The following is a 15,058-nucleotide window of genomic DNA, read 5'->3' as shown; positions in this document are numbered from 1 at the left end:
GTGTACCCGGCAGGCGGCGCGGGCGGCGTGTAGCCGGCCGGCGGAGCGGACGGGTAGCCGGCCGGCGCCCCCGGGGCCGCGTAGCCGCCGGCGGGTGCCTGAGCGGGCACGCCCGGCCACACGGTGGTGTCGCTGAGGAACGCGTTGGACGCCCACGGTGCCGGCGGGACCGCGGTGTTCCACCGCGACTTGTCGAACGCCAGGATGCCGAGCCAGACCGGGGCCAGCAGGATGTAGAGGACGACCCAGACGGGCTCCTTCTGCAGCTTCAGACCCACACGCCAGGCCGCGAGGGCGAGGACGAGGAAGCTCGCGATCGAGATGAGCTGTCCGATGACCGGCAGCCAGCTGAGGAAGACCGACGCGCCGATGGCGATGAGGATGAGCCACGGGCTCAGATCGCCGAGCTTCGAGAACACCATGTAGTTGTAGACCGGCACCCAGGCGCGCCACTTCCCCTGCACACCCGCCTTGTCGAAGATCTTCATGAGGAAGAACGACGTGACCACCCAGACGGCCACGGCGAAGAGGAAGAAGATGAAGCCGAGCGCGAGTGCGGCCGCGATACCCGGGCCGTCGTTGTAGTCCATGTCGTCCCTTTCAGAACGTGCGGCGGGGCCGCCAGCGGAAGCCAGACGATCGCCCGGCTGGTCCACATCGTAGCGATCTGGTTGCTCGCCAGGGGGAAAACGCGCGATACCTCGCCCCGGCGCGCCGCGGTCGCTAGCCTGGCGAGAGGACAGCCGAAGGGATGCCATGACCGACATCAACGATCCGACCCCTCCCCCGCCGCCGATCGTTCCCGCTGCGGAGGCGGCGCGCGTCGCCGCCCGGGACGACGCCGCCGGAACCGCGCAGCCCGGCTACGATCCGGCCGCCGACCCCGACGACACCGGAGTGCCGCAGGCGGCGCCGAGCGCGGATCTCGCGGCGACCGGCCGGGGCTTCCTCAGGTCGCTGTTCGATGTGTCGTTCTCCACGTTCATCACCCGCCGTCTGGCCAGCGCGTTCTACGTCGTGGGACTCGTCGCCATCGGGATCGCGTTCATCGTGTACTTCGTGGGCGGGCTCGTCTCCGGCATCGGGGCGCTGTGGTGGAACCCGGGCGCGGGCGTCTCGCTCCTCGTGGCAACGCTCATCGTCGTGCCGATCGCGGCGTTCCTCGCCATCGTCGTGCTGCGCTTCGTCATCGAGGCTGTGGTCGCGCTCATCGCCATCGCGGAGAACACCGAGCAGACGGCGAAGAACACCGAGCGCGGCTGACGCCGCTCAGACCACGAGGTCGAGCTCACCGGGCGCCCCGGGACGCAGCGTCCAGTCGGCCTCGTCGGCCCAGCGCAGCAGCGCGTCGCGCGTCCCGACGCGTGGCCGGGCGAGCGCGAGCGCGCGCGTGAACGCGCCCTTGGCATGCTTGTTGAAGTGGTTGAGCGCCCGCACCGCGCCGTCCGGGCCGGGGGTCACGACGCGGACATAGGCCGATGCCACCCCGCGTGGGACGGGGCCGAGCGCCGCGTAGGCCTCGGATCGCATGTCGAGGACGAACCTCGGCGCCGCGCCGGCCAGGGCGTCGGAGACGGGCTCGGCCCACACCCTCCGGAGGGGCCCGACGCCCGGCAGCGACGCCCCCGCGGCGAGCCGGTAGGCCGGGATCGGGTCGAGGGCCGCGACGGGGCCGAAGGGCGCGGAGTGGATCAGCACATGGGCGCCCAGCCACCGGCGCGCGGCGGCCGGAAGGGACCCGGCATCGAGCGCGTCGAAGAGGACACCGGTGTACCGGTCGACCGCCGGCATGGTCGGGCCCGACAGTAGCTCCGCGTTGACGGCGACCTCGCCGCGCTGCCGGTCGGACAGCTTGAGGACGCGCGCCGCGGCGTCGGGGTCGGCGCTCAACGCGACGAGCGCCTCGGCGACACGCGTGCGGGGCCCGGACAGCGCGGGCAGCGCGAGGGACGTCGCGTCCAGCGGCGCACCGGCACCGCCGGGACGCTTGGTCTCGGACGGCGGAAGCAGGATCAGCATGGGTGGGAACGACGACGCCGCCCGGCGGACCGGGCGGCGTCGTTCGTGCGTGTCAGGACTGCAGGGCCGCGTGCCCGGCGACGATCGTGAGGACGTCGCCTTCCATCGAGAGGAAGCCGTCGTGGGCCGTCGCGATGACCTTCGCGCCGTCGGTCTGCGTGATGCGGACCTGACCTTCGGCGAGGATCGCGAGCACCGGCTCGTGACCGGTCATGAAGCCGATCTCGCCCTCAACGGTCTTGGCGACGACGAGACTCGCCTCGCCGTGCCAGACCTCCTCCTCCGCGGAGACGAGGGTGACGGTCAGCGCCATGTCAGTTGTTCTCCTTCTGGATCTGCGCCCACTTCTCTTCCACGTCGGCGATGCCGCCGACGTTGAAGAACGCCTGCTCGGCGACGTGGTCGAAGTCACCCTTGACGATGGCGTCGAAGGACTCGATGGTCTCCTTGATCGGGACCGTGGAGCCCTCGACACCGGTGAACTTCTTCGCCATGTAGGTGTTCTGGGAGAGGAACTGCTGGATGCGGCGCGCGCGCGAGACGACGACCTTGTCCTCTTCGGACAGCTCGTCGACACCGAGGATCGCGATGATCTCCTGCAGCTCCTTGTTCTTCTGCAGGATCTGCTTCACGGCGGTGGCCACGCGGTAGTGGTCGGCGCCGATGTAGCGCGGGTCCAGGATGCGGCTCGTCGAGGTGAGCGGGTCGACGGCCGGGTACAGGCCCTTCGACGCGATCTCACGGGAGAGCTCGGTGGTGGCGTCCAGGTGCGCGAACGTCGTCGCGGGGGCCGGGTCGGTGTAGTCGTCGGCGGGGACGTAGATCGCCTGCAGCGAGGTGATCGAGTGACCGCGCGTGGACGTGATCCGCTCCTGGAGCACACCCATCTCGTCCGCGAGGTTCGGCTGGTAACCGACGGCGGAGGGCATGCGGCCCAGCAGCGTCGAGACCTCGGAGCCGGCCTGCGTGAAACGGAAGATGTTGTCGATGAACAGCAGCACGTCCTGCTTCTGCACGTCGCGGAAGTACTCCGCCATCGTGAGGGCCGACAGGGCGACGCGCAGACGCGTCCCCGGCGGCTCGTCCATCTGGCCGAAGACGAGGGCCGTCTTGTCGAAGACGCCCGCCTCCTCCATCTCGTGGATGAGGTCGTTGCCCTCGCGGGTGCGCTCGCCGACACCGGCGAACACCGACACACCACCGTGGTCCTGCGCGACGCGCTGGATCATCTCCTGGATGAGGACCGTCTTGCCGACGCCGGCGCCGCCGAACAGGCCGATCTTGCCGCCGAGGACGTACGGGGTGAGGAGGTCGATGACCTTGATGCCGGTCTCGAACATCTGCGTCTTCGACTCGAGCTGGTCGAAGTTCGGCGCCTGACGGTGGATGCCCCAGCGCTCGGTGACCTCGATGGTCTCGCCCGGTGCGCCGTTGAGGACGTCGCCGGTCACGTTGAAGACCTTGCCCTTGGTGACGTCGCCGACGGGGACCGTGATGGGGCCGCCGGTGTCGCGCACTTCCTGCCCGCGGACCATGCCGTCGGTGGGCTTGAGCGAGATGGCACGGACGAGGTCGTCGCCGAGGTGCTGGGCGACCTCGAGCGTGATCTCGGTCTGCTCCTGGCCGATCGTGATCGTCGTCTTCAGAGCGTTGTAGATGTCGGGGATCGAGTCGTGCGGGAACTCGATGTCGACGACGGGGCCGGTGACGCGCGCAACGCGACCGACGACCGTGGTCTCGGCGGCTTCGGCAGTGACGGTGGTCATTGTCTGTCTCTTTCGGTTGGTCTTACTTGCCCGACGCCAGGGCGTCGGCGCCGCCGACGATCTCGGCGATCTGCTGCGTGATCTCCGCCTGGCGCGCGTTGTTGCGCAGGCGCGTGTAATCGGTGATGAGCTTGTCCGCGTTGTCGCTGGCCGACTTCATGGCCTTCTGCGTCGCCGCGTGCTTGGCCGCCGAGGACTGCAGGAGCGCGTTGAACACGCGGCTCTGCACGTACACCGGGAGGAGTGCGTCCAGCACGGTCTCCGGGCTCGGCTCGAACTCGTACAGCGGGTACACCTGGTTCGTCGCGGACTCCGCCTCGTCGGCCTCGACGACCTCGAGCGGAAGCAGGCGCACCGTCTCGGGCGACTGCGTCATCATGCTGACGAACCGGTTGTACACGAGGTGAATCTCGTCCACGCCGCCTTCGTCGCCGCCCAGGTCGTAGGCGCCCAGGAGGGCGCCGGCGATCTGCTCGGCCGTGTTGAAGTGCGGGGTGTCGGTGTCGCCGACCCACTCACCCGAAGACGCGATGCGGCGGAACTGGAAGAAGCCCACCGCCTTGCGACCGACGAGGTAGTAGTCGACCTCCTTGCCCTGCGAGCGGAGGAGCTCCGCCAGCTGCAGGCCTTCGCGGAGGATCTGCGAGTTGAACGCGCCGGCAAGGCCACGGTCGGACGCGAAGATCACGACCGCCGACCGGCGGATGACCTCGCGCTCCGTCGTGAGCGGATGCTGGACGTTGGAGTGCGTCGCCACGGCGGAGACGGCCCGCGTCACGGCCCGCGCGAAGGGAGAGGACGCGCGGACGCGCGCCATCGCCTTCTGGATGCGCGAAGCCGCGATGAGTTCCATCGCCTTCGTGATCTTCTTGGTCGTCTGAGCAGAAGAGATCTTCTGCTTGTAGACCCGGAGTTGAGCGCCCATGGGTTCTGTGTCTCAGCAGCGTCGCGGCTCAGCCGCGGCGGCCCTTGACGATCTTCTCCTGGTTCACGTCTTCCTCGTGAGCGGCGGCGACCTCTTCGTGGCCCGGCTTGTTGATGGCCTGGCCCTTGCCGCCCTGGAACTCCAGGATGAAATCGTCGGTGACCTTGGTCAGCTCGGCGACGGTGTCGTCGTCGAGGACGTTCGTCTCGCGCAGGCGGTCCAGGACCGTCGTGTTGCGCTTGAGGTGATCGAGCAGGTCGCGCTCGAACCGCAGGACGTCCTCGACCTCGATGGTGTCGAGCTTGCCGTTCGTTCCGGCCCAGATCGAGACGACCTGCTCCTCGACGGGGTACGGGTCGTACTGCGGCTGCTTGAGCAGCTCGGTCAGTCGCGCACCGCGTGCCAGCTGACGCCGGGAGGCGGCATCCAGGTCGGAGGCGAACATCGCGAACGCCTCGAGCGAGCGGTACTGGGCCAGCTCGAGCTTGAGCGTGCCGGAGACCTTCTTGATCGACTTGACCTGGGCGTCGCCGCCGACGCGGGACACCGAGATGCCCACGTCCACGGCGGGACGCTGGTTCGCGTTGAACAGGTCGGACTGCAGGAAGATCTGGCCGTCCGTGATCGAGATGACGTTCGTCGGGATGTAGGCCGACACGTCGTTGGCCTTCGTCTCGATGATCGGCAGACCCGTCATGGAGCCGGCGCCCAGCTCGTCGGACAGCTTCGCGCAGCGCTCGAGCAGACGCGAGTGCAGGTAGAAGACGTCACCGGGGTACGCCTCGCGGCCCGGCGGGCGGCGGAGGAGCAGCGACACGGCGCGGTAGGCCTCGGCCTGCTTGGACAGGTCGTCGAAGATGATGAGGACGTGCTTGCCGCCGTACATCCAGTGCTGGCCGATGGCCGAGCCCGTGTAGGGCGCCAGGTACTTGAAGCCGGCGGGGTCGGATGCCGGAGCGGCGACGATCGTCGTGTACTCCATGGCACCGGCGTCCTCGAGCGCGCCCTTGACGCCGGCGATCGTGGAGCCCTTCTGGCCGATCGCGACGTAGATGCAGCGCACCTGCTTGCTGACGTCGCCGGAGTCCCAGTTGGCCTTCTGGTTGATGATCGTGTCGATCGCGATGGCGGTCTTGCCGGTCTGGCGGTCGCCGATGATGAGCTGACGCTGGCCGCGGCCGACGGGGATCATGGCGTCGATCGCCTTGATGCCGGTCTGCATGGGCTCGTGGACGCTCTTGCGCTGCATGACGCCGGGCGCCTGCAGCTCGAGGGCGCGGCGACCGTCCGAGACGACCTCGCCGAGGCCGTCGATCGGGTTGCCGAGCGGGTCGACGACGCGGCCGAGGTAGCCGTCGCCGACGGGGACCGAGAGGACCTCCCCGGTGCGGGTGACCTTCTGGCCGGCCTGGACGCCGGAGAAGTCGCCGAGGACGACGACGCCGATCTCGTGCTCGTCGAGGTTCAGCGCGAGACCCTCCACGCCGTTGTCGAAGCGGACGAGCTCGTTCGCCATGACGCCGGGCAGACCCTCGACGTGGGCGATGCCGTCGGCCGCGTCGACGACGGTGCCGACCTCGGTCGCCGCGGCCCCGGTGGGCTCGTAGGCTGCGACGAAGTCTTTCAGCGCGTCACGGATGACGTCGGGGCTGATGGACAGTTCTGCCATGGTCTTCCTTCTTGTGCAATGTCTGTGTCGCAGAGCCGGGCCCTGCCGTGTCCGTCCCCGGTGGGACGGTGAGTGTCAGCCCGCGAGCTTCTGACGCAGGTCGTTGAGGCGGGAGGAGACGGTGGCGTCGATCACGTCGTCGCCGATCTCGATGCGAAGGCCGCCGACGACCGTGGGGTCCACGACGACGTTCAGCGAGACCTCGGCGCCGTACCGCTGGCCGAGGGTGCGCTCCAGGCGCGTCCGCTGCGCGTCGCTGAGCGAGGCCGCGCTGTACACGGTCGCGACGGTGCGCCCACGCTGATCGGCGACGAGGCCGAGCGCACGGGTGAGCAGCGAGCGCACGCGGCGCTCCCGCGGCTGCTGGACGAGCGAGGAGGCGATCAGGATGGTCGCGCCGCTCGCGCGCCCCTTCAGGATCGACTCCACGAGGGTGCCCTTGGCGTCCGCGTCGCCGAGACGGCTGCCGAGCGCGAGCTCGAGCTCCGCATTGCCGGCGATCGCGCGGATGACCTCGAACAGCTCTCCGTCGACGTCGGCGCCGGTCTCCGCGATCGCCGCCGCGCGGACCGCGAGGTCCTCGATGCCGGTGATGAGGTCGTCGACCGACGACCACCGCTGGGCGGCGACCGTCTGCAGCAGCGAGACCGTCGTCGGCTGGAAGCCGGCGAACACGTCCGCGACGACGCGGGCCCGCGCCCCGGCGGGAGCCGTCGAGTCGAAGAGCGCGCCGCTCAGCTGCGACGTCCCGCCGAGAGCGCGCGCCGCAGCGAACAGCTCGCGGGCGACGCCCAGGTCGACGTCGCCGACGGCATCCAGTGCCGCGGTCGAGGCCGACTGCGCCTGAGTGGTCGCGCTGCCCATCAGTTCGTCGCCTTCTCGGAGGCTTCGAGGTCGGCGAGGAAGCGGTCGACGACGGCCTGAGCCTTCGCGTCGTCGGAGAGGGTCTCCCCGATGACGCCGCCGGCCAGGTCGAGCGCGAGCGTGCCGACCTCGCTGCGCAGCGAGACGAGCGCCGACTGGCGCTCCGCCTCGATCTGCGTGTGCGCGGCGGCGCTCAGGCGCGCGGCCTCAGCCGATGCGGTCTCCTTGGCCTCGGTGACGATCTTCTTGCCGTCCTCACGGGCGGCGTCGCGGATCTCACCGGCCTCCTTGCGCGCGTCGGCGAGCTGCGAGGTGTACTCCTCGAGCGCGGCCTCGGCCTTGCGCTGGGCCTCGTCGGCCTTCGCGATGTTGCCCTCGATGGCTTCAGCGCGCTGGTCGAGCAGCGCCTTCATCTTCGGAAGGGCGACCTTCCAGAAGATGAAGAGGATGACGACGAAGCAGACCGCCGACCAGATGATGTCGTACCACGCCGGAATCAGAGGGTTGTGCTCTGCAGCACCCTCTTCCGCCGCATACGCGACAAGAGCGTTCAGCATCCTGTCTCCTTAAGACTGGGAAAGCGCGATCAGTAGCCGAAGATGAAGGCGGTGGCGATGCCGATGAAGGCGAGCGCCTCGGTGAAGGCGATGCCGATCCACATGAGGACCTGCAGGCGGCCGGCCAGCTCGGGCTGACGGGCGACGCCCTCGATCGTCTTGCCGACGACGATGCCGACGCCGATGGCCGGGCCGATGGCGGCGAGGCCGTAGCCGACCGTCGCGATGGAACCGGAGACCTCGGCGAGAACCGTAGTTGCGTCCACGGGGGTGTTTCCTTTCAGTTGGGTGGGTGGGCTGCTGCCCGCCCGCTCAGTGCTCTTCTGCCACCGCGAGCTGGATGTAGACCGCGGTGAGGATGGTGAAGACGTAGGCCTGGAGGGCTGCCACCAGGAGTTCGAACAGGGTGAAGATGAAGCCGAACGCGAGCGATCCCGCGGCCAGCGCCGACCACCAGCCGCCTGCCGTGAACAGGAAGAACTGGGTGGCGGCGAAGAACAGGACCAGAAGCAGGTGGCCGACCATCATGTTCATGAGGAGTCGGAGGGTCAGCGTGACCGGCCGGATGATGAACGTCGAGATGAGCTCGATCGGCGTCACGATGATGTAGATCGGCCACGGGACGCCGGAGGGGAAGAGCGCGTTCTTGAAGAAGTTCTTCGGGCTCTTCTTGATGCCGGCGTAGATGAACGTGACGTAGCTCACCACGGCGAGCAGCAGCGGCACGGCGATGATCGCGGTGCCGGCGATGTTCAGGAACGGGATGACGCCGGTCAGGTTCATGAACAGCGTCATGAAGAAGATCGTCGTGAGGATCGGCAGGAAGCGCTGCGCATCCTTCTTGCCCAGGAGGTCTTCGGCGATGTTGACGCGGACGAAGTCCAGCCCCATCTCGACGAGGCTCTGGAAGCGGGACGGCACGATCGTCATGCGGCGCGTGCCCAGCAGGAAGATGACGACGATGGCGATCGTGGCGAGGAACTGGATCAGATGGATCCGGTTGATCTCCAGCGCGCCGATCTGGAAGACGGCTTCGGGGAAGAACTCATCGATCGACGGTCCATGGAATCCGCCGTCATCTTCGGCGGTGGTGGCGAACAGGTTCGCAGCTTGAGTAAACAGCGCTGGCTCCAGCTTCGGGGCGTCGGTGTCAGCCGAGGCGACGATGGTCGGTGAGCGTCACTGCGCAGTCGCTCCGAGGAGCGGGCGGGCGCAGAAACAGCCTATCAGCCTCGGGGGGCGGTTCCGACCTCGGGAGCGGCGTCGCCGCCGTCCTCCCCGAGGTCCGCGGCGGTCGGCAGCGTCACGTCGCTGACGTGCGGGATGCGCATCCGCGTCATGACCACGACGTCGATGACGAGCGAGGCGACGACGCTGACGATGAGGGCGACGAAGAACACCGGCGGGTTCAGCCAGGGCTGTCCGCGGAGCACGACCAGGGCGACGATGAACAGGATGAACTTGACCACCCACGCCCCCATCACGGTGCCGAAGAAGATGGGGATGTAGAGGGCGTCGCCGTACCAGCGGTTCGCGATGAGGATGCTGGCGCCCGTGAGGCCGAGGAAGAGCGCGGCCAGGAGGACGGCGACGAGGGCGCTCCACAGCCCTTCGGGGCCCGCGACGGCGTAGCCGACGATCGCGCCGACGAGGGCGAGGACGGCGGTCGCCCCCGCGGACCACAGGAGCGTGGTGCGCAGGACCGGCGTGCTGGAGACGGTCGGACGGTTCATGAGGTGAGTTCCTGTCGGGCCGGGAGGCTGCGCGGTGCGCGGGAGGGCGGGAGGGTGACGACGAGGCATGCGGCGATCCCGACGACGAGGTAGGCGACGCCGGGCCAGTACAGCCCCGGCCAGCCGGCCGTCGTGCCGATGTACATGAGCAGCACCGCGAGGCTGACGACGAGGGTCCATGCGTAGAAGACGATGACGGCGTTGCGGTCGGTGTGCCCCATGTCGAGCATGCGGTGGTGGAGGTGCTTGCGGTCTGGGGAGAAGGGCGACTTCCCCTTCGCCATCCGGCGGATGACGGCCATCCCGAAGTCCAGCAGCGGAAGGAGCACGATGACGACCGGCAGGAGGATGGGGATGAACGCGCCCAGCAGCTGGGAGCGGCCGAAGACGTCGTTGTCGCCGAGCGCGCCGGGGTCGAGGTCCCCCGTCACGACGATCGAGGACGTGGCCATCAGCAGCCCGAGCATGAGGGCCCCGGAGTCGCCCATAAAGATCTTGCCGGGGTTCCAGTTCAGCGGCAGGAAGCCGATGCACACCCCGACGAGGACGACGGCGATGAACGGGGCGAGGCTCGAGTAGCTGTCGGCGCCCCGGTCGCGCGCGACGAGGTAGACGTAGACGAAGAACACGCCGTTGGCGATGAGCGCGACGCCGGCGACGAGCCCGTCCAGGCCGTCGATGAAGTTCACCGCGTTCATGACGATGACGATCGCGAACACCGACAGCAGGAAGCTCTGCCAGCTGGAGAACAGCAGCTGGCCGCCGATCGGGATCGCGAAGATCTGGATGCCGCCGAACCCGACGATGATGCCGGCGGCGAGGAACTGCGCGCCCAGCTTGATCATCCAGTCCAGGTCCCAGAGGTCATCGGCCACACCGATGACGACGATCAGCAGCGTCGCGCCGAGGATCGCCCAGATGCGGGCGGGGTTCTGCCACAGGATCGCGAAGTAGGACACCTGGGACGACAGCGCGAACGCCGCCACGACGCCGAGGAACATCGCGACGCCGCCGAGCCGCGGCGTCGGGGTCTTGTGGACGTCCCGCTCGCGGATGGCGGGGTAGAGCTTGTACCGCAGGCTCACGCGCAGCACGATCCAGGTGAACGCGAGCGTGATGGCCGCGGTCAGGATGAGGATGAAGACGTAGTGCTTCACGCAGCGCCGCCGGCCTCGTCCGGGTCGTCCTCGAGCAGGTCGCCGAGGACGCCGCGAAGGGCCGCGCGGTCGACGGCGCCGTCCCGGAGGACCCGGACGGGGCGGCGATCCGGGCCGACGAGGCCGGTCGCGTCGATGATCGTGGATGCCACGCCGGTCCGCGATGGTCCGCCGTCGAGGTACACCGCGACGCTCTCGCCGAGCATGTCGACGGCCGCGTCGACCTCGATCGCGGCGGCCTTCCCGGTCAGGTTCGCGCTCGAGACGGCGAGCGGGCCGCACTCCTCGAGAAGCTCGAGGGCGATCGGCTCGGCGGGCATGCGGACGGCGACGGTGCCGTGCGTGTCGCCGAGGTCCCACGACAGGGACGGCTGCGCGGGGAGCACGATCGTGAGTCCGCCAGGCCAGAACGCCTCCACGAGCCGCTCGACCGGCTCGGGGACCTCGGCCACAAGGGCGCGCATCGTGTTCAGTCCCGCCACCAGGACGGGCGGCGGCGACTGACGGCCGCGACCCTTGGCCGCCAGCAGGCGGGTCACCGCGGACGCGCTGAACGCGTCGGCGGCGATGCCGTAGACCGTGTCGGTCGGCAGGACGATGAGCTCGCCGCGGCCGATCGCCTGGCGCGCCTGGCGCATGCCGGGGAGCAGCTCGGCCTGGTCGCGGCAGTCGAACACGGGAGACATAACCGCACCATTCTAGATGGGCGCCGCCGCGCGCTTCCTGAGCGGTCAGTCGCGCAGCGCGGTCGTCGCTCGGTCGCGCGTCGTGAGATCGGGATGCGTGGCGGCGGCGCGCCAGCCGTCGGCGGTCAGGAGCGCGCGGATGGGCTCCCCCTGCCATTCGCCGTGCTCGATGACCAGCATCCCGCCGGGGTGGAGCAGCCGCCGTGCGACCGCGGACAGGGTGCGGACGACGTCCAGCCCGTCCGCTCCCCCGTACAGGGCGGACGGCGGGTCCCAGAAGCGCACCTCCGGGTCGCGCGGGATCGCGGCATCCGGCACGTACGGCGGGTTGGAGACGACCACCGCGACCGTGCCGTCCAGTTCCGGGAAGGCGACCGCGAGGTCCACGAACGCGAGCCGGGCGTTGGTCGCCCCGACGGCCGCGAAGTTCTGCTTCGCCCACACGAACGCGTCGATGGCGTTCTCCGCGGCGTGCACGCGCGCGTGCGGCACTTCGGTGGCCAGCGCCAGCGCGATGGCGCCGGAACCGGTCCCCAGGTCGACGGCGATCGGCTCGGCGGCGGCGGTCGCCCGCAGCGCGTCGATCGCGAGCTGGGCGACCATCTCGGTCTCCGGTCGCGGCACGAAGACGCCGGGCCCGACGTGCAGCTCGAGGTGGCGGAACGGGGCGAGCCCGGTCAGATGCTGCAGCGGTTCCCGTGCCGCGCGCCGGGCGACGAGCCGGAGGAAGAGGTCGCGCCCCTCGGCGGGGACGTCGTCGCCGCGCATCGCCGCGGCGGCCAGCCCGCCACGGCTCAGCCGCCACACGTGGGCGGCGAGCAGCTCGGCGTCGGCGTCCGGGGTCGCGACGCCGGCGGCGGCGAGCGCGGCCGCCGCGGAGCGGATCAGCGCGGAGAGCCGTTCGGGCGCAGCCGGGCGCGGGTCGTCAGTGGAGCTCATGGGCGCGCACCAGCCTAGCCGCGCCCGTCACATTCGGCCGCCCGGGCGGGCGGACGCGTAGGCTTGACCGACGGTCGCCGCCTCACGCGGGACGACGCAGAAACCCGCACGAAAGGCAGACCATGTCCGGCATCCACCCCGACATCACGAGCGCATTCGGCAACACCCCGCTGGTGCGGCTCAACCGCGTCGCCGAGGGTCTCCCCGGCACCGTGCTCGCGAAGCTCGAGTTCTACAACCCCGCCTCGTCGGTCAAGGACCGGATCGGCGTCGCGATCGTGGATGCCGCGGAGGCATCCGGCGAGCTGACCGCCGGCGGAACGATCGTCGAGGGCACGAGCGGCAACACCGGCATCGCCCTGGCGATGGTGGGTGCGGCGCGGGGCTACCGGGTCATCCTCACGATGCCGTCCTCGATGTCCGTCGAGCGTCGCATGCTCCTGAAGGCCTACGGCGCAGAGCTCGTCCTCACCGAGCCGGCGCTCGGCATGAAGGGCGCCGTCGCCAAGGCGGAGGAGATCGCCGCCGCGACGCCGGGCGCCATCCTCGCCAAGCAGTTCGCGAACCAGGCCAACGTCGACGTGCATCGCCGGACGACCGCCGAGGAGATCATCCGCGACACCGACGGAAAGGTCGGATACTTCGTCGCCGGCATCGGCACCGGCGGCACCATCACCGGCGTCGGCCAGGTGCTGAAGGAGCGCGTCCCGGACGCCACCATCGTCGCCGTCGAGCCGGCCGACTCGCCGCTGCTGACCACCGGCACGCCCGGCCCGCACAAGATCCAGGGCATCGGCCCCAACTTCATCCCGCCGATCCTCGACCAGAGCGTCATCGACGAGGTGCAGGACGTCGCCTTCGACGACGCGATCGCCGTCGCCCGCGAGGTCGCGACGAAGGAGGGCATCCTCGTCGGGATCTCCTCCGGCGCGGCGATCTGGGCCGCCCTGCAGGTCGCGGCGCGCCCCGAGGCCGAGGGCAAGAACGTCGTCGTGATCATCCCGTCCTTCGGCGAGCGGTACCTCTCCACCGCGCTGTACGAGCACCTGCGCGAAGACTGACACGTGCCCGGCATCCATCCCGACATCACGACGGCGTTCGGCAACACCCCGCTCGTCCGCCTCCACGCACTGACCGAAGGACTCCACGCGGAGGTCCTCGCGAAGCTCGAGTTCTACAACCCCGGCTCCAGCGTCAAGGACCGCCTGGGCTATGCCCTCGTGGAAGCGGCGGAAGCATCCGGCGAGCTCGTCCCCGGCGGGACCATCGTCGAATCCACGAGCGGCAACACCGGTATCTCGCTCGCGCTCATCGGTGCGGCGCGCGGCTACCGCGTCATCCTCACGATGCCCGCGTCCATGTCGAAGGAGCGCCGCGCGCTGCTGAAGGCGTACGGCGCGGAGCTCGTCCTCACCGACCCGTACAAGGGGATGACGGAGGCCGTCGACACCGCGCAGAAGATCGTCGCCGAGACACCCGGCGCCGTACTCGCGCGGCAGTTCGAGCACGAGGCGAACGCCGCGATCCACCGCGCGACGACGGCCGAGGAGATCTGGCGCGACACCGACGGGCGCGTCGACTGGTTCGTCGCCGGGTCCGGCACGGGCGGCACCATCACGGGCGTCGGGCAGGTGCTCAAGGAGCGCAACCCCGACGTGAAGGTCGCGCTCGTCGAGCCGAAGGACTCCCCCGTGCTCACGGAGGGTCGCGCCGGCGGGCACCGCATCCAGGGCATCGGACCGAACTTCGTCCCCCAGGTGCTCGACCGCTCCGTCGTCGACGAGATCTTCGACGTCGAGTTCGACGACGCGATCGAGGTCGCGCGGAGTCTCGCCACCCGCGAGGGGGTCCTCGCCGGCATGTCGGCAGGGGCCGCCGTCTGGGCCGCGCTGCAGATCGCGGCCCGGCCCGATTCGGCCGGGAAGCGCATCGTCGTGATCGTCCCGGACTCCGGGGAGCGCTACCTCTCGACGGCGCTGTACGCGCACCTGCGGGAGGACGCGTCGTGACACGCATCGGCGTGCGCGCCCGCGTCCGGGAGGACCTTGCGGCCGCGAGGCTGCGCGACCCTGCCGCGCGCGGCCGGCTCGAGATCGCACTGCTGTACTCCGGGGTGCACGCCGTCTGGGCGTACCGCCTGTCGCATGCCCTGTGGGTCCGCGGGCTCCGCTTCCCGGCGCGCGCCGTGTCGCAGCTGGCCCGCTGGCTGACCGGCATCGAGATCCACCCGGGCGCCGAGATCGGGCGCCGCTTCTTCATCGACCACGGCATGGGCGTCGTGATCGGCGAGACGGCCGAGGTCGGCGACGACGTCATGCTGTACCACGGCGTCACGCTGGGCGGTCGCACCCGCTCCGCGGGCAAGCGGCATCCGACCCTCGAGGACGGCGTCGCCGTCGGAGCCGGCGCGAAGATCCTCGGTCCGGTCCGGATCGGCGCGCACTCGGTCGTCGGCGCGAACGCCGTGGTCACGAAGGACGCCCCTGCGGACTCCGTGCTGATCGGCATCCCCGCGAAGGCCCGCCACCGCGTCGCGGGCGAGGACACCCGCGCTCTCCTGACGGCGCCCGAGTACTTCATCTGACCGGGCCCGGGCCGCGGTCGTCAGCCCGGCTCAGGCGATCTGCCGCACTCAGGCTGTTCTGCGCTGGATCGGCCTGAGGTCGGCGGAACGCCTGAGCCGGGGCGACGGCGTCCCGGATTCGCGCGCCTGCGCAGGCGATGCCGGACTCCTCCGGCGCAG

The 15,058-nt window shown here is 70.0% G+C and carries 19 protein-coding genes; 5 read left to right on the top strand and 14 right to left on the bottom strand.

Annotated features, from left to right (window positions below; all coding sequences use genetic code 11):
• On the bottom strand, window positions 1-590 hold a 590-nt coding region (locus QZL85_RS13530; RefSeq protein ID WP_295577627.1), incomplete at its 3' end, for a DUF5684 domain-containing protein.
• A 166-nt stretch (window positions 591-756) separates the two neighbouring features.
• On the opposite strand from QZL85_RS13530, the gene QZL85_RS13525 reads away from it, so the two are divergent.
• On the top strand, window positions 757-1,263 hold the full coding sequence (locus QZL85_RS13525; protein WP_295577623.1) for a DUF4282 domain-containing protein: 507 nt from the start codon (window positions 757-759) through the stop codon (window positions 1,261-1,263).
• 6 nt (window positions 1,264-1,269) lie between these two features.
• Here QZL85_RS13525 and QZL85_RS13520 read toward each other — a convergent pair whose 3' ends face one another.
• The 9 genes from QZL85_RS13520 to atpB form a co-directional block, all read right to left on the bottom strand.
• Window positions 1,270-2,019, bottom strand: coding sequence for a YaaA family protein (locus tag QZL85_RS13520; protein ID WP_295577619.1), 750 nt, complete (start codon window positions 2,017-2,019; stop codon window positions 1,270-1,272).
• A 52-nt stretch (window positions 2,020-2,071) separates the two neighbouring features.
• On the bottom strand, window positions 2,072-2,332 hold the full coding sequence (locus tag QZL85_RS13515) for a F0F1 ATP synthase subunit epsilon (protein WP_295577616.1): 261 nt from the start codon (window positions 2,330-2,332) through the stop codon (window positions 2,072-2,074).
• 1 nt (window position 2,333) lies between these two features.
• Window positions 2,334-3,785 carry a F0F1 ATP synthase subunit beta gene (gene atpD / locus QZL85_RS13510; protein ID WP_295577614.1) on the bottom strand — a complete coding sequence of 484 codons (1,452 nt, stop codon included), beginning with the start codon at window positions 3,783-3,785 and terminating at the stop codon, window positions 2,334-2,336.
• Between the two features lie 22 nt (window positions 3,786-3,807).
• Entirely contained in the window at window positions 3,808-4,710 is a 903-nt protein-coding gene (locus tag QZL85_RS13505) for a F0F1 ATP synthase subunit gamma (RefSeq protein WP_295577611.1), read from the bottom strand.
• A gap of 28 nt (window positions 4,711-4,738) precedes the next feature.
• The gene (gene atpA / locus QZL85_RS13500; RefSeq protein WP_295577609.1) at window positions 4,739-6,379 is read right to left on the bottom strand and encodes a F0F1 ATP synthase subunit alpha; all 1,641 of its coding nucleotides are present in this window, start codon (window positions 6,377-6,379) and stop codon (window positions 4,739-4,741) included.
• 75 nt (window positions 6,380-6,454) lie between these two features.
• Window positions 6,455-7,243, bottom strand: a complete 789-nt coding sequence (locus QZL85_RS13495) for a F0F1 ATP synthase subunit delta (RefSeq protein ID WP_295577607.1) — start codon at window positions 7,241-7,243, stop codon at window positions 6,455-6,457.
• A complete protein-coding gene (locus QZL85_RS13490) occupies window positions 7,243-7,800 on the bottom strand; it encodes a F0F1 ATP synthase subunit B (protein ID WP_295577605.1) in 558 nt (185 codons plus the stop codon). Before QZL85_RS13490 ends, QZL85_RS13495 begins: the two co-directional genes overlap by 1 nt.
• 29 nt (window positions 7,801-7,829) lie before the next feature.
• Entirely contained in the window at window positions 7,830-8,066 is a 237-nt protein-coding gene (gene atpE, locus QZL85_RS13485) for an ATP synthase F0 subunit C (RefSeq protein ID WP_028496101.1), read from the bottom strand.
• 46 nt (window positions 8,067-8,112) lie between these two features.
• Window positions 8,113-8,853 carry a F0F1 ATP synthase subunit A gene (gene atpB, locus QZL85_RS13480; RefSeq protein ID WP_295577644.1) on the bottom strand — a complete coding sequence of 247 codons (741 nt, stop codon included), beginning with the start codon at window positions 8,851-8,853 and terminating at the stop codon, window positions 8,113-8,115.
• On the opposite strand from atpB, the gene QZL85_RS13475 reads away from it, so the two are divergent.
• Window positions 8,791-8,976 (top strand): hypothetical protein, encoded by a 186-nt coding sequence (locus QZL85_RS13475; RefSeq protein WP_295577603.1) that lies wholly within the window; start codon window positions 8,791-8,793, stop codon window positions 8,974-8,976. The two genes, atpB and QZL85_RS13475, sit on opposite strands and share 63 nt — an antisense overlap.
• A 50-nt stretch (window positions 8,977-9,026) precedes the next feature.
• Here the strand turns inward: QZL85_RS13475 and QZL85_RS13470 are convergent, their stop codons facing one another.
• Genes QZL85_RS13470 through prmC form a run of 4 tightly spaced genes read right to left on the bottom strand, consistent with a single transcriptional unit; the run spans window position 9,027 to window position 12,315 of the window.
• The gene (locus tag QZL85_RS13470) at window positions 9,027-9,533 is read right to left on the bottom strand and encodes a hypothetical protein (RefSeq protein WP_295577600.1); all 507 of its coding nucleotides are present in this window, start codon (window positions 9,531-9,533) and stop codon (window positions 9,027-9,029) included.
• Window positions 9,530-10,690, bottom strand: a complete 1,161-nt coding sequence (locus tag QZL85_RS13465) for an MraY family glycosyltransferase (RefSeq protein WP_295577598.1) — start codon at window positions 10,688-10,690, stop codon at window positions 9,530-9,532. The genes QZL85_RS13470 and QZL85_RS13465 overlap by 4 nt, the downstream gene beginning before the upstream one ends.
• Window positions 10,687-11,376 carry an L-threonylcarbamoyladenylate synthase gene (locus QZL85_RS13460; protein WP_295577597.1) on the bottom strand — a complete coding sequence of 230 codons (690 nt, stop codon included), beginning with the start codon at window positions 11,374-11,376 and terminating at the stop codon, window positions 10,687-10,689. The genes QZL85_RS13465 and QZL85_RS13460 overlap by 4 nt, the downstream gene beginning before the upstream one ends.
• 45 nt (window positions 11,377-11,421) lie before the next feature.
• Window positions 11,422-12,315: a peptide chain release factor N(5)-glutamine methyltransferase gene (prmC, locus tag QZL85_RS13455; protein ID WP_295577596.1), complete on the bottom strand. Its 894-nt coding sequence runs from the start codon at window positions 12,313-12,315 to the stop codon at window positions 11,422-11,424.
• 122 nt (window positions 12,316-12,437) lie between these two features.
• On the opposite strand from prmC, the gene cysK (QZL85_RS13450) reads away from it, so the two are divergent.
• The 3 genes from cysK (QZL85_RS13450) to epsC are packed head-to-tail and all read left to right on the top strand — an operon-like array spanning window position 12,438 to window position 14,899.
• Window positions 12,438-13,376, top strand: a complete 939-nt coding sequence (gene cysK, locus QZL85_RS13450; protein ID WP_295577594.1) for a cysteine synthase A — start codon at window positions 12,438-12,440, stop codon at window positions 13,374-13,376.
• 3 nt (window positions 13,377-13,379) lie between these two features.
• A complete protein-coding gene (gene cysK / locus QZL85_RS13445; protein WP_295577592.1) occupies window positions 13,380-14,324 on the top strand; it encodes a cysteine synthase A in 945 nt (314 codons plus the stop codon).
• Window positions 14,325-14,329: 5 nt separating this feature from the next.
• Window positions 14,330-14,899, top strand: a complete 570-nt coding sequence (gene epsC / locus QZL85_RS13440) for a serine O-acetyltransferase EpsC (protein ID WP_295577641.1) — start codon at window positions 14,330-14,332, stop codon at window positions 14,897-14,899.
• Window positions 14,900-15,058: the final 159 nt, after the last annotated feature.

Source organism: uncultured Microbacterium sp. (assembly GCF_900078385.1).
Taxonomy (GTDB): Bacteria; Actinomycetota; Actinomycetes; order Actinomycetales; family Microbacteriaceae; genus Microbacterium.
The sequence above is the reverse complement of the archived record's forward strand: the minus strand, read 5'-3'. Positions and strand labels throughout refer to the sequence as shown.